Source organism: Vibrio sp. Vb0598 (assembly GCF_033338935.1).
GTDB classification, from domain to species: Bacteria; Pseudomonadota; Gammaproteobacteria; order Enterobacterales; family Vibrionaceae; genus Vibrio; species Vibrio alginolyticus.
Genome location: NZ_JAWOTP010000002.1, coordinates 89,106 through 103,901, shown reverse-complemented (window position 1 = coordinate 103,901; position 14,796 = coordinate 89,106). Strand labels below are relative to the sequence as shown.

The window sequence follows — 14,796 nt, the reverse complement described above, 5'->3', positions numbered from 1 at the left end:
GTCCACTTGGCCAGCACCTTTGCTGGCCATTTTTTATGTAACCCAACACAACTCGATAAGTTTTCACACTATCCAAGCATCGCTCAGCAATGAAAAACGAGCGTAACGACGCCTACTTCTGCCCTCTTTTAATGCGATTGATCACTAAGTTAGTGCATTTCATCTAATCGACAACATAGAAAAACCAAAAAACCATTTAAAATCAAATATATAAAAGTTGGCACGTGTTCTGCAATATTATTTATGCAAATGCATGGCAGCGTTTGTGCTTCTCGTTCTTTGTACCTGTTATAACAGGCACGTCCTTTGAATTGGTAATGTCGCCTCCCTCTGGGAGGCATTTTTTTATTGGCGCGAAAAACAATAGGACGTATGATCCCGCCACCTCTATCAAACTGGAATTTTTCAATTGAATCATCATCCTGTTCAAGGTGCGTCCTGGATGCTAACAGCTGGCTTGGCATTCGCCATAGTGAACAGCTTCGCCCAAATTGCTAGCATCAACTTTGGTGTCTCCTCCACCACATTTGCGTTATTCCAATATGCAATCGCCTTATTTGTTATTCTGCCCTACCTACGTACACTTGGGATTAGACGTTCTTTAAGAACCCAACACTTTGGCTGGCATGCATTCCGCATTTTTCTCTCTGTTATCGGGATTCAACTTTGGTTATGGGCTCTCGCTTACCCAGTTCCAATTTGGCAAGGTATTGCACTTCTCATGACCTCCCCGTTATTTGCCACAGTTGGTTCTGGCTTGTTACTCAAAGAGAAAGTAGGTACTGCACGCTGGTTAGCGACATTGACGGGGTTTGTTGGTGCCATGATCATTCTTGAGCCTTGGGCAGACTCATTTACATGGGCGACCCTGCTCCCTGTTGGCGCCGCATTTTTCTGGGCAGCGTATTCATTAATGGTAAAAAAAATGTCGGTAAACGATCCGCCATCAACCATGGTTGTCTATTTATTGCTGCTGATAACACCATTTAATATCTTGTTAGCGATACCGACGTTTACTATGCCAGATACGTGGACGATATGGGGTGTGCTTTTAGCCGCAGGTGCACTTACAGCACTCGCTCAATGGGCTATCGTTAAAGCATATGCAGTAGCAGACGCCTCATTTGTGCAACCATTTGATCACGCCAAACTGCCTTTGAATGTTGTTGCTGGTTGGTTGGTGTTTGGTTGGGTGCCACCTGGTCGTTTATGGTTAGGTGCTGCGATTATTATTGCATCTATTGCGTTTATTACGCATTGGGAAGCGAAAAAGACAAAGTTAGTTGAAAGAAAAATCTAATTTAAAAGTTCTATATTTTCAGGAAAGGAAATGAGGAACCCATATGAGTCAACCAATCAAAATTACACTGTATCGCTGGGCTGGTAGTTGGGGCCCATTCAAAGTCAATATTCCTTGTGGTGAATGTACATTAACCAAAGATATTTTAAAGGATACTTTTGAAAACGAACTAGCCGATGTGCCCGTTGAACTTGAAGTAAAAGATTGGTTATCGCACTGGTGGGAACCATTAAAAGCTGGTGCTTGGCATGCACCCATTCTTCTTGTCGAAGGGAAAGTTATCAGCCAAGGAGAAGCATTGAATCGGGGTGTGCTTGTACAGTCTGTTATTGCTGAGTGGGTAAAACGCGATGAGCTAAAAGGCAACATTGTTTATGGTAAAGCAACTTGCCCTTACTGTGTCAAAGCCAAACAATTACTTGACGAGGCTGGCGTTCAGTATGAGTACCATGATGTAGTTAAAGACAGCGCCGCCTTATACCGCATGATTCCTGAAGTAAAAGCCATCATTGGCGAAAAAACACCGGTAACAGTGCCGCAAATCTGGTTAGATGGAAAATATATTGGAGGCGCTGACGATTTAGAAAAGTGGTTATCAGCAAAGGGGCTAGATAAAGTGCCTAACAATGTTGTGGAGATACCAAGCCAATCCGCGTAATTCTAGATTTAAATGTCATCAGTCTTTGAGTAGCGTTTTGCCAATGTTGTGCAATATGTTGGCTACTTACTAACAACAAAACAGAGAAAAGCAAAAAGCCCTGATTTTTCAATCAGGGCTTTTTAAATTATTTCGCCAGTTTTTTAATAACACGAGCAAAAACAGAAGCTTTTTTCTTCTTCGCTTTACCGTAAAGCGCTTTGTGCATCGCGTCTTTTGCAATCATCTGGCCAATATAAGCACCACCAAGTTCGTTACCCATGACCTTCTCCTGAATGTATTGACTTAACTATGTTGTAATTTTACACCACAATTAGATAAAAACAAGACTCCAGTCACATTTATTTTGTAATTAACTTTCAGTTTGATTTTCGTGGATTTCTTGAAATGAGCGTCTATCGCTTAGGTTGTTGGTATGTTTTACCCGCTGCGACGTACGTATCTTTCTGTTTGATTTCAAAGAATGTTTCAAAGAACCACGCAGCAAACTTGATCAAGTGATCGCCTTCATTCATGACGTGCTCTACGTATTCTTGCTCTTCTCCGGACTCATCTTCTTGAGTGGTAATATGGTAAATACGTTTCTCACCATCAACTTCTGCAAGGCCAAACTGACCCGTTAGGGATTGCGCCGCTTGTGCAACTTCTTCTTCCTCACACGCCTTCAAGATTTCAAGTGCCTTTGGCATGCTTTCTTGCTGAGTAATTTCTTTTACCAGTGTTTCAAATTCGTTTTGTTGCATTCTTTCACCTAACGATTAGAGATCGGATAGCCATTGGGCAGAAATGTATTCCAAGCTTGAGAGAAGTATCAAGGTTTGCCCTCTTCCTTTCAAACCAAGTCATTCAGTATACACAACAAGCCAGACTTAATTTAGCTGCGCATTTTAGAAAGCCGACCTTCTGGTTGCAAGTATATTCAGATGGAAGTTTCTGCTTGAACCGTCCCTTCTGGCACTTTACGAAATTGGCTTAGTACAAGAACAAAGCAAGAAAGTAACGCAATAAACAAATAAAACACCCCAAGCTGCTGCTGATTCGTAACCCATGAGTCTACTAAGTACCCACCAAACAAACCTGCTAAACACATTTGAATAGAACCAGATAGCGCAGAAACCGCGCCTGCCTGTTGCTTATGTGGTGAAAGTAGCAAACTGATCGATACCGGGAATGACATTCCTTGAGCAAAACTTAAACACGTGAATGCCACTAGTAATGAAAATACACTGAAGGGTGTAACCAACAACATGAAGCCAGCAATAGCAGCAATCGCGAAACTCATCAGCAAGATTTGCTGAGCTTTGTAACGAGCATTGATCAAATTCAGCACTAAGCTACCCGTCAGCAAACCAACTGACGGTATGATCATCAACGAGCCGTAATCTGCCGCCGTTAATCCTAACTCTTGTTGCATTAAAAATGGATACAAGGAGAGCGTAACCAGAGCCGATAAATAACTAAGCCAGTTGTAGCTCGCACTACCAATCACTTGTGTATTCGTTAACAGACGCAAATAGTTCGCGCTTACTTCGCCTACTTTAAATTTTCTCTTCGGATAAGGCAGCGTTTCTGGCAGCACCAATAAACCAAGTGTAAAAATTGCCATTAAGTAAATCAGCACAAACACGAAGACAGCATGCCAACTCAGGTGAAAAGCAATCCAGCCACCAAACAGCGGAGCAATAATTGGCATCGCTGAAGCAGTGACTGAAATATAAGATAGCGCTTTGGTTAATTGCATACCGTCATAACTATCACGCAGTACTGACCGACCAAGTACCGAAGCGCTGCCCGCTCCTAGGCCTTGCAGTAACCGTCCCGCTTCAAGGGCAACAATGTTGTCCGAAAACGCGATGCAAATAACCGTACCAACTAGATATACACTTTGCCCCAGAATAAAGACCGGCCGACGACCAATCGCATCAGACAATGGGCCGTAAAAAAGCTGAGAGATACCGAAGCCAACGAGAAATAGCGTGACGAGATTCTGAATCGAATGTTGCGGCAAATTCAAGTCATGACCAATCAATGGCAAAGAAGGAAGATAAATACTGACGCCAACTTGGCCTGTGGCAATGATCATCATCGCTAATAACAATGGTGTTTTACGCAAACGTTCCTCCTACTTTGTGACAGATTGATGGCAAACAGTGTATATTTGATACTCAAAGATGATAATCAGCTAAGTTGGAAAGGAATTAATTCCCAAGGAGATACAATGGACTGGATTCAAAGCGTGAAGAGTTATATTCGTGTGGTCGAAGAAGGTAGCTTTAATGCCGCAGCGCGGAAACTCAATACCACCAGCTCAGCTATCAGTAAGCGAGTTCAATGGCTAGAAGATAAAATTGGCGTTCAACTACTCAAACGTACGACCCGCTCAATTAGCCAAACTGAAGCTGGTGCGCTGTTTTATCAACGAGCAAAAAGTCAGCTTGATTCATGGCAATCGGTATTAGATGAAACTCGCTCAGTCAACCAATCACCAGCGGGGCTATTAAAAATTGGGGCAACGCTGGCCGTTGGTTCCAAGTTTCTAGTTCATTATCTTGATGATTTTCTTGATAAATATCCAGACATCACACTTCAATTAACAACAACGCTACCAGGCCAATTGCCAGAGCTAAGCTTAGACCTGTTTATTAGCCGGGAATTAGAGCAACTGAACTCTCTAAGTTTCAAAGCTACTGCACTTTTCGAACATAAAGCCCAGTTTTACGCCGCGCCTAGTTACCTAAAGAAATATGGCACACCACAATGCGTTGAGGATCTGACAGAGCATAATGTCCTGATTTGGGGAGAAAAACCCTCACGAGAAATCAAAACAAATCGAGGCAAACGTATCAGCTTGTCCGGTAACTTTGCCACGACCAACCCAGAAGCGCTATTTCATGGTGCCAAAAGAGGCATGGGTATTTTGATGACGAACAACGTCATGATCAAAGATGATCTCAAATCCGGCGCGTTAGTCCCTATCCTGCCCGATATCACAGCGGATAAAGCCACTGTATATGCCTACTATCCAAAGCTGGATTATCAGCATACCCGAACTAAGCTGTTCCTCGATTATCTCAAATCACGATTGGAAGAGGAGAAGCGCGCCTAGCTTAGCGTTTTTATCGCTATAGCTTTAAAAGGTTCAAGCATAAAAACATGAAAATAATGATTTGTTCGTTCACAAAATTTGAAAAATCTGCCTTAGTAACCGATAGTTTATTTGATGCATATCAAATAATAATTCGTCGTGTCTTACACGATATGTTAATAACAACGCTAGGTGAAATGCTCAATGGGTCAGGTACAAATCAGTTTCCACAAAATTGATGAGATATTGAAGCTAAACGGCACGGCTCAGCTAAACCGAGTCACGCTAGATATTCATCAACACTTGCAGAGCCATTGCACTTGCGTTGTAGAAGTTGCGCATCTTCAGCATTCGGCTCATACCATTTCCTTCGCCAGCAATGGAAAAATTACAGACAACCTAAGCTACCACCTTTCAGGCACCCCCTGTGAAAAAGTGGCGAAAGACATTGGCGAACATATTTTCTATCAAGACCAGGTATACAAGCGTTTTCCTGAAGATCAGATGTTTCAAGAAGATGGCATTCAAGCATACATTGGCCTGCCATTGAAGACACAAAATGGCGAAGTTCTGGGAATTTTACTGTCTACCTTTACCCGAAGCATCCACGCGAAAGAAGCGCAAGATATCCTCGACTTCCACCGATTTTATGCCAATGTCATTATTCATAGCTTACGTGAAAAGTGGGTCAGTGAACGTTCAGATAAGCTTCTTAATCAGCTTAGCTATGAGGTATCGCATGATAACCTAACTGGACTGCTCAACCGTAGCTGTTTAGCTGATACCTTGGAGACATTAACGCAGCAGGCGACTCGCCCATTCAGTTTGGCGTATCTTGATATCGATAATTTCAAATCGATCAATGATATCAACGGAAACTATATCGGCGACCAAATCATTAAGTTCACAGCTAACGCCATTCAACAGAGTTTGTCGTCGCCAAACAATGCGTTCCGTGTCGCAGGAGATGAATTCGCCTTCATCACGTACGACGAAGATCCTGTCGCCGTGTGTCAGGAAGTACTCGACAAAATTGAAAGTGGCTACAGCGACAAATCTAACCGGATTTCTTTCACCGTTAGTATTGGTATTGCGCGTGCCCCAGTACATATGTTGAACAGCGATGAGCTGATTTTGAATGCCAGTCTCGCTCTCAAAGATTGTAAAAAACACCGCGATACACGGATTCAGCATTACGACACACACCTTAGTGCGTTATACCACCGTAGGACGCAGCTTATTGAGGCAATGCGAATCCAACTAAGTACTGATATACAAGACAGCGATGAGTTGTATGTAGTGGTTCAACCGATCGTCGATATCACGAGCGACCGCTGGAATTACTTTGAAATTTTGACTCGTTGGAATAGCAATATCTATGGAAATATCTCTCCAGCGGAGTTCATTGAAGCTGCCGAACAATCAGGCCTGATTATCGAGTTAGGTGAACGGATTATTGAACTCGCGTGTATCGCAAAGCAAGAACTCGAAGCGAACCTAGGCTATAAAGTCAAACTCTCCATCAATTGCTCAGCGTATGAGCTGGTTGATTCCAACCGTTATATTAATCACTTAACCAACATGGTTGAAAAGTATCAGCACGAAGCAAAAGACTTTGTTATAGAGCTCACCGAGACCGTCTTACTCTCACAAAGTGGCCGTGAACAGATGGTACTTAACTCGTTGCGATACTTGGGTTTTAAAGTCGCACTGGATGATTTTGGTACGGGATACTCAAGCTTGAACTATATACACAATTATCCGATTGATAGCATCAAAATCGATGCTACCTTTGTGCAGAACATGCTCTCAAATACAACCTCTGAACAAGTAGTGTTTTTGATAGCGCAATTGGCAGAGCTGCTTGATGTGGATTTGATTGCCGAAGGCGTAGAAGACGATAGAGCACTACAAAAGTTAATTGAAATGGGCTGCCACTACATCCAAGGTTATTTTTACTCTCGTCCACACAGTGTTGAAGAGATCGTACACCTGATAAATGAACGTGAAGTGCGGAGTGCCTAACGTACTGAACAGACTGCTGTCATAGAATTCAAATCTAGTTAATGCACAAAGTAAAAGAGACCAAGCTATGCTTAGTCTCTTTTTGTTTTTTAAGCGAAGTACTTTATTACAGCACTGCTTTCTCTTTATCGCGTAATAGTCTATCCATTTCATCTCTGTTCGCGACAAAAGTAGCCATCTCTTTCTTAGGAACAGAACTCGCCATTGGGATATTTGCTCGCATAGCGTTAACTGGACGGCCGTATTCAATCAACTCATAGTGAAGGTGTGGCCCAGTCACTCGACCTGTTTTACCAGAAAGACCGATACGCTGGCCTCGAGAAACCTTTTGCCCTTTCTTCACCAAAATCTTACTTAGGTGTAAGTAACGGGTTTTGTATTTGCTGCCGTGCTCAACAACCACGTAGTTACCCGCATAAGGGTGTTTACGAGTCATGATCACTGTACCATCACCAGTAGAAACGACTGGTGTACCGGTTGGTACAGCAAAGTCAGTGCCGTTGTGCGGCGCAACACGCCCCGTTACTGGATGTAAACGATTAGGATTAAAGCCAGAACTGATACGCCAACGGCTACTTACAGGGTAACGCTGGAATGCGCGCTGTAAGCTTTCACCTTTGGCATTGTAGAATTGACCATCAGTATGAAGGTAAGCGGTGATCTCGCGGCCGCGATTATAAATCTTAATCGCCTCAATTTCGTTCTTACCTGTTGGTACACCATTGATGCTTTGTGAGCGACGAACAACTTCAAATCGATCACCTGCACGAAGATCACGTCCAAAGTTAAGTTGTTCTTTGAGTAAGCTTACGACTTGACTCACTTCCGCCGACGTTAAACCTAAACGACTCGCAGAAGAAGAAAAACTGCCTTGAATAACGCCAACTAAAGGTTCTTGGCTCCACACGCCAGGAATGGAAATATCAGTAAAGTCATAGCTACCATCACTATTCAGCTTGTAGACCACTTTATCTGCAATAGAAAATTGCAGTTCCATTTTCGCTAACTCGCCTGTCGCATCATCACGCCAGAAACGGAGCGTATTGCCCGGCTTAAGTGTATCAAGTGCCAAGTAGTTCAAATCCGTTTCCATTACTTTCATTAACGAGCTGTAACCGAAACCGAGCTGACTAAAAATAGTGCTTAGGTTGTCACCTGCTTGGATTTGATATTCGAAGTTCGGGGGAGTGACAACTTCGGCAGTTGTCGCATCAAGAATTTTTTCAACGACCTGAGATTCAGGTAGGTTCAATGCGATGGTTTTGGTTAAAGATGACTCTTTGAGAGAGTGAGAAACACCAATCGCAACTAAAACTGGCAAGGAGTATAACAGCAGCGCTCTACGACTTGTCAGATTCGGCAACCGTCTTGTAATTTCATTTGTAGACACGGGAATTACTATCTCCTTTCAAACAAGGCTCATAGCTTATGCATTCCCGAATAAGAAATCACTAGGAAATTTCGAGATCTAGCGCAGAAAATACTGAATTTTTACAGAACTCAAAAAAAATTCATCACTGTTGCATATGTAAGTTATTCCCTACACGCTGTAATGTGGATGAATTGAATTGATTTGGCGTGTCTGCCATTGCTTGATCATCACCGTGCGCTAAATATGAAAGCGTGATAGTTGTATCACTTTTCCATTCGAGCTGAGTAAATTTCACGCGGTCACCAACAAAAATACTGTCTAAAAGGACAACTCGGCTCGGCACGGGGTCAAACTTGAACAAGCCAACATAGTTAAACGAACCGCTACCTTGTGTCGTTACAATCATCGGTGCAACAACCCATGAAACACCTTCAATCTCACGCTGGCTAATCGACGCAGTTGGAACAAGTACCTGACCTTTTGTCGTACCTGAATCATAGTCACCGATCAAATAGCCGTTTTCTTTATCCCACTCATCAAGAAAAGTGACCGCACCCTGCTCGGGTACTTGGATCGTCCAAGGGTTACGTGCAGTGATCCCAAGCGTCTCTTGCACAATAACGTTAGTTTCTACTTCTGTTTGAGGAAACTTAGCCATGATCTCGTCATCAGACAAACTAAAACGATAAACACCTGCGATCACAACCACAACCAATAAAACGATTGGAATAAGTAGAATAAGTGGTATCGGCAGGATTTTTTTGTGAGTCATGAAGACTTCCTTGTTTCAAGGTATAAACGAAAAGCGAGTATACCATTGTATACCCAAATGATTTCACCTCTTCAAGTGTTTCAAAATTAAACTAAACTGATTGTATCCAAATAGTTTCAAGTCCAGAGCTCATAACGAGCTAGTGACACAAGCTCTGTGCTCTAGGTCTATTGGTGTATTGGGACAAATAGGTAATCACGATGACAAAAACCATTCATACATGCGAGTGCGCCTGCGGTTTAGTTGAGATCCGTTGTAAGGGAGAGCCCACCCACACGTCTGTCTGCCATTGCTTCGAATGCCAAAAACGAACTGGCAGTGTTTTTGGGGTACAAGCTCGCTTTGAAAAAGAGCACGTCACTTTAAACGGTGAAGTCACTAGCTATACCCGAATTGGCGATGATGGCAGTGAGGTTCAGTATGACTTTTGTCCATCCTGCGGCACGACAATGAGGTTGTTCGTTTCTGCATACCCAGAAATCATGATCATTCCCGTCGGTCTATTTACCGATAAAGAGTTCCACCAACCTACCGTTTCAGTCTATGAACAAATGAAACACGGGTGGGTGAGTTTCGAATGCACAACGGAACACATCTGCTAGCGAGCAATCCGCGTTCACGTATTTACTTTGGCTCGGACAACCGCCCTATAAGTGAGATTTTTTTGAGAATGATCAATCGAGTTTTACTGTAAAGGGTTTCGTAACTCGGTGTGAGCGTTATAATCGGCTCCTAATATTTGGTGGGGGTTTATTGTGATTTCCAGACTTCCTCGTTGGGTGGAATATGGCGCGTTTCTACTAGCTCTTCTCGCGGGCTGCGTCAACGCCGTTGGTCTTCTCGGCTTTCAACACCAAGCGATAACTCATCTTTCGGGAACCGTAACTCAGCTAGGGAACAGCTTGCTAACAGGTGTGGATAGCTCCATTCACCTGCTCTTCATCGTATTTAGCTTTTTGATTGGCGCTGCCTTTAGCGGCTTTTTTATTGAAAGCAGTGCGTTAAAACTAGGGCGAAGATATGGTGTTGCACTGTGCATAGAAGGGAGCTTGCTCTTACTCAGCTTGGGCTTTTTGGTGCAAGGGGATTTGTACGGCCAATATCTAGCATCAGCAGCATGTGGATTACAAAACGCCATGATCACCACGTTTAGCGGCGCAGTAGTCAGAACCACACATATGACCGGAATCATCACCGATCTAGGGATTATGATTGGAGAGAGCTTGAGAGGTCGTCAATTTGACCGACGTAAAGCAAAATTATTCCTATTCATTTTCTTTGGCTTTTTGTTTGGCGGCGTCGCGGGAGCGGCTCTATTTATGGTATATGGTTTATATACGCTGGTTTTCCCAGCAATATTGGCTTTTTCTACAGCTCTGATTTACTGGAGTTACCTATACATACTTAGCCGTCAACAAAAAGCATAAAATTTCGATCCGATTGAAGCGACATGCTTCAATCGGATTTGGCTCAATAGGTTCACACTGCAACGGTACAAGAAACGCTGAACGGTATTTTGACACCACTAAAAACCTTAGAATAGATAAGGCTAACTGAATTTCTGGCCAAGAAGTTAGTTAGATCAAAATCACATTTGTTTACCATTTTATTATTCCAGTCACAATGCGCCCCATAATTCACTGCGCAATTCGCCTCTCGTGCTACAATTTTCTAACACAAGCAACATATTCGCATACACTTAGACGTTATTTGACCAATTACCCGACAAATCGGCTGAATAACTAGATGTATTTAATGAATAGTATTGCAATGGATGCAGTTTGCGGGTACCCTCCGCAAAACTGTGATTAAATACGGATGTTTAGTGAATATTTATGTCATGGAAATGGCAAGTATTGACTAGTAGTAACACGAGACAACTATGCATAACACCACTAATGCTACTGAAGCTCCTAAGGGCAACTTTTGGATGTTTTTCATCCCTTCCCTAATTGGTCTTCTACTCTTTATGGCTCCGATCTCTTACGATGGCGGCCTAACCATTCCCGTTGCCGTGATGGCAAAAGTCATCCCAGCGGTGTTAGGCGATACCTTGATTGCTATCGTCACCAGTATCATCGCTTTCATGGCCGTTGCTTCTGTTCTTTGCAAAATTTTTAAGCCAGCTGCAATTTTACGTAATGGCTTTTTAAACGGTCTCTTCAACCCATCTCCACTTTGGCTCGTTGTTCGTTTAATCGGCGGCGCTGCCGTGTTAATGACGTTCTTCCAAGTGGGTCCAAAAGCAATTTGGGAAGAGAACACTGGCGGGCTTGTTCTTACTGGTCTTCTACCTACTCTGTTTGCCGTTTTCATTTTCGCGGGTTTACTGCTTCCGCTTCTTTTGAACTTCGGTCTTCTGGAGCTATTTGGTGCGTTACTCAGTAAAATAATGCGTCCGGTATTCAACCTACCTGGCCGCAGTGCAATTGACTGTATGGCATCTTGGTTAGGCGACGGAAGTGTTGGTATCTTGCTAACCAGCAAGCAATACGAAAATAAGTTTTATACTCAGCGTGAAGCGGCTGTTGTCGGGACCACTTTCTCAGCAGTATCGATCACGTTTAGCTTAGTTGTTATCGCTCAGGTAAAACTAGAGCACTTATTTTTGCCTTTCTACGGCGCTATCTGTCTAGCTGGTATCGTAGCTGCGATTATCATTCCTCGCCTGCCTCCGCTTAGTCTGAAGAAAGATCGCTACATTGACGGCAGCAACCCAGATAAAGACGCAGATGCAGTGCCAGAAGGCCACACCACATTCTCTTGGGGTATGGATCTAGCTCTTAAGCGTGCTGGTCAAGTCACATCGGTTCAGTCTGTATTTAAAGAAGGCGTACACAACGCAGTCGACATGGTATTTGGCGTACTACCTGTAGTTATGGGTCTTGGTACCGTCGCATTGGTGATTGCAGAATACACGCCTGTATTTGCAATTCTGGGTCAACCGTTTATCCCATACCTAGAGCTACTGCAAGTCCCTGAAGCTGTTGCAGCATCACAGACAATCGTTGTTGGCTTTGCAGATATGTTTATTCCAGCAATTTTAGCGGCCTCAATCGATAACGAAATGACACGTTTTGTTATTGCAGCAATGTCAGTAACTCAGCTTATCTACATGTCGGAAGTAGGTGCCCTACTGTTAGGCAGCAAAATTCCAGTAAACATTGTAGAGCTCTTCGTAATTTTCATTTTACGTACGTTAATCACATTACCTGTGATTGCTGGCGTTGCTCATCTTATTTTCTAAAATCGAGACGTCAATTAACAAAGGCTCCGCATCGTCGGGGCCTTTTTTATACCTAAAACTCCGTCCACATTAGGCTTTTAGTAAAAAGCTCATAATTTACAAAGACAAAACTTCAACAAAACACCTTTCAGCACCAACAAAATTTTCATCACCTCACCTGTAAAGCCAGTTAATGCCACTGTTTGTTAAGCAATTCTTTTCATTATGACAATTTCACTAATCGAGCTCGCAAACATGATCACACTCACAAGTTTTAACGTAAATTGTCGGTTTGTTTAAATTTAGTTAAAAAAGACGACAAATGAGTTCATGTTTTTGACAAAGATGTCGATAAAAATATAACCAAACACAATAGGTTTCTCTTTATGCCCAATTCGCTCGGTTTAAAAGAGGCGAAAGCAAAGTGGAACCAACCGGGAGAATCAGAGGAAAGCTCATGAAATTCAGACATAAGGTTGTCACAGCCTCTTCATTTTTGCTGCTAATTACTGTGTCGTTATTGTCGACACAACAAGTTATGACCATCCGCTCCCAAACTCAGGAGCAAATCGACTCAAGTGTAAACGAGATATTGACCAGTGTTGGTAACACTGTGCAATCAGAAATGAATGCAAAGAAGGATCTCGCTCGCTCCATTACTGAAGTGATTGAGCTTGATCCCAGTTCACATAGCTATGTTCAAAACATACTTGAAAGACCGACGCCAAAAAGCAGCTTCCTTGCCATCGGTTTTGGTTATGAAAGTAATGGCTTTGTGATTGAAAATGACGACGGCTGGGATGCGGGTCCAGATTACGACCCACGTCAGCGTCCTTGGTTTATTGCAGCTAAGAGCAAAGGCGATTTGGTCGTAACCGATCCGTACGTCGATGCGTCTTCGAAAAACGTTATCATCTCTGTTGGTACGCCAGTAAAAGAAAATGGCCAGTTTTTAGCCGGTATGTTTTATGACCTCGAATTAACTACCCTTTCTGATCTGGTCAACCAAGTGAATCTGTTTGATGCTGGTTACTTATTTCTGATCACCGCTGATGGCACAACTATTGCTCACCCTCAAAGTAAGTATAACGGCGAGAAGGTCGGTAGCTACCTCCCGCAAATCGAACTTACGCAATCAGCACAACATGTTGAGATTGATGGCAACCGCTACATGGTTAACCTGACTCACATTCCTGGCGAGAACTGGTACGTAGGTTCGGTGATCGATGAAGCTGTTGCCTATTCTGCCGTAGGAGAGCTTCGTAACAACGCTATTATTTATTCAATCATTGCCGTGATTGCATCTATTATCGCCCTAACTCTGTTGATTCGCACTCTCATGCGTCCTTTGGACACGCTAAACAATGCGATTAAAGATGTAGCATCAGGGAAAGGCGACCTTACACAACGCCTCGAAACAGATACTGACCAAGAGTTTTCTGAGCTTGCCACAAACTTCAATACGTTCATGGAGAACTTACAACAGCAAATCATTGAGTCGAAACGTATTTCTGATCAAATTTTAAACGGAACTCAAATCACCGCTGAGGGCGCAAAAGACTCGGCAGGCGCAATTCACACTCAGCTGCAAGAGCTAGAACAACTTGCTACCGCGATGCATGAGATGTCTGTCACCGCGACAGAGGTTGCTAATAATGCGCAAGGTGCGGCAAGTGCAGCCAAAGAAGCCGACCAAGCAACGGTTGAGGGGTCTTCTATCGTTGGTGAATCGACACAAACGATAAACATGCTTTCCGATAGCATTGACCTTGCAGTCGAAGAAGTACAAGTGTTGGAATCTGCTACCGCCAATATCGAAACGATTCTAAAAGTCATCAACGATATTGCGGACCAAACGAACTTACTCGCGTTGAATGCCGCAATCGAGGCTGCACGTGCGGGAGAATCTGGCCGAGGCTTCGCCGTTGTTGCAGATGAAGTACGTACACTGGCACAACGTACTCAAGAGTCGACAACAGAGATTCGTACTATGATTGAGCAACTACAATCTGGCGCTTCATCTGTGGCAAATGCCATGCATCAAAGCAAAGGTAGTGCTATAGAGGCCGTTGAAAAAGCGGGTTTAGCAAATAGTGCGTTACAACGCATTCGTGATGCGATTCAGCGTATTTCCGATATGAACTTGCAAATTGCCTCAGCAGCGGAAGAGCAAAGCCTCGTCGCTGAAGAGATCAACAACAATACGGTGAATATTAAAGACCTATCGACTCAAGTCGCCGAATCGGCAAATCGAACCAACGACGCGATGCAGGCGCAACAAGAAGATGTACATAAACAAGATCAAATCTTAAATAGATTTACTGTCTAACACTCATCTAAGCAAAAACAGCGAGCACC

The 14,796-nt window shown here is 43.3% G+C and carries 13 protein-coding genes; 8 read left to right on the top strand and 5 right to left on the bottom strand.

All coding sequences use genetic code 11. The annotated features are described in order from the left end of the window. Positions 1-442 precede the first annotated feature (442 nt). A complete protein-coding gene (locus tag R7Q38_RS03020) occupies positions 443-1,300 on the top strand; it encodes a DMT family transporter (protein ID WP_005375542.1) in 858 nt (285 codons plus the stop codon). Between the two features lie 43 nt (positions 1,301-1,343). After that, on the top strand, positions 1,344-1,958 hold the full coding sequence (locus R7Q38_RS03015; RefSeq protein ID WP_005385185.1) for a glutaredoxin domain-containing protein: 615 nt from the start codon (positions 1,344-1,346) through the stop codon (positions 1,956-1,958). 127 nt (positions 1,959-2,085) lie between these two features. On the opposite strand, the gene R7Q38_RS03010 is transcribed toward R7Q38_RS03015, so the two are convergent. The 3 genes from R7Q38_RS03010 to R7Q38_RS03000 form a co-directional block, all read right to left on the bottom strand. Further along, a complete protein-coding gene (locus R7Q38_RS03010; RefSeq protein ID WP_017635854.1) occupies positions 2,086-2,220 on the bottom strand; it encodes a hypothetical protein in 135 nt (44 codons plus the stop codon). 133 nt (positions 2,221-2,353) lie between these two features. Then, entirely contained in the window at positions 2,354-2,701 is a 348-nt protein-coding gene (locus tag R7Q38_RS03005; RefSeq protein ID WP_005375501.1) for a hypothetical protein, read from the bottom strand. Positions 2,702-2,877: 176 nt separating this feature from the next. Beyond that, complete coding sequence (locus tag R7Q38_RS03000) at positions 2,878-4,071, bottom strand: multidrug effflux MFS transporter (protein ID WP_239938829.1); 1,194 nt, start codon at positions 4,069-4,071, stop codon at positions 2,878-2,880. Positions 4,072-4,176: 105 nt separating this feature from the next. Between R7Q38_RS03000 and R7Q38_RS02995 the strand changes: the two genes are divergently transcribed. Beyond that, the gene (locus R7Q38_RS02995; RefSeq protein ID WP_025768470.1) at positions 4,177-5,064 is read left to right on the top strand and encodes a LysR family transcriptional regulator; all 888 of its coding nucleotides are present in this window, start codon (positions 4,177-4,179) and stop codon (positions 5,062-5,064) included. A gap of 183 nt (positions 5,065-5,247) precedes the next feature. Further along, entirely contained in the window at positions 5,248-7,068 is a 1,821-nt protein-coding gene (locus R7Q38_RS02990; protein WP_005375494.1) for a putative bifunctional diguanylate cyclase/phosphodiesterase, read from the top strand. A 106-nt stretch (positions 7,069-7,174) separates the two neighbouring features. Here the strand turns inward: R7Q38_RS02990 and R7Q38_RS02985 are convergent, their stop codons facing one another. Beyond that, positions 7,175-8,458, bottom strand: a complete 1,284-nt coding sequence (locus R7Q38_RS02985) for a peptidoglycan DD-metalloendopeptidase family protein (protein ID WP_025768471.1) — start codon at positions 8,456-8,458, stop codon at positions 7,175-7,177. Between the two features lie 124 nt (positions 8,459-8,582). Further along, a complete protein-coding gene (locus tag R7Q38_RS02980) occupies positions 8,583-9,212 on the bottom strand; it encodes a hypothetical protein (protein WP_054865857.1) in 630 nt (209 codons plus the stop codon). A gap of 200 nt (positions 9,213-9,412) precedes the next feature. Here R7Q38_RS02980 and R7Q38_RS02975 point away from each other — a divergent pair, with 200 nt between their 5' ends. From R7Q38_RS02975 to R7Q38_RS02960, 4 genes are all read left to right on the top strand, one after another. After that, complete coding sequence (locus R7Q38_RS02975; RefSeq protein WP_017635849.1) at positions 9,413-9,814, top strand: GFA family protein; 402 nt, start codon at positions 9,413-9,415, stop codon at positions 9,812-9,814. A 153-nt stretch (positions 9,815-9,967) separates the two neighbouring features. Next, the gene (locus R7Q38_RS02970) at positions 9,968-10,639 is read left to right on the top strand and encodes a YoaK family protein (protein WP_054574422.1); all 672 of its coding nucleotides are present in this window, start codon (positions 9,968-9,970) and stop codon (positions 10,637-10,639) included. Positions 10,640-11,094: 455 nt separating this feature from the next. Beyond that, the gene (locus R7Q38_RS02965) at positions 11,095-12,459 is read left to right on the top strand and encodes a YjiH family protein (protein ID WP_017635848.1); all 1,365 of its coding nucleotides are present in this window, start codon (positions 11,095-11,097) and stop codon (positions 12,457-12,459) included. Between the two features lie 436 nt (positions 12,460-12,895). Then, on the top strand, positions 12,896-14,767 hold the full coding sequence (locus tag R7Q38_RS02960; protein ID WP_025768473.1) for a methyl-accepting chemotaxis protein: 1,872 nt from the start codon (positions 12,896-12,898) through the stop codon (positions 14,765-14,767). The last annotated feature ends 29 nt before the right edge of the window (positions 14,768-14,796 follow it).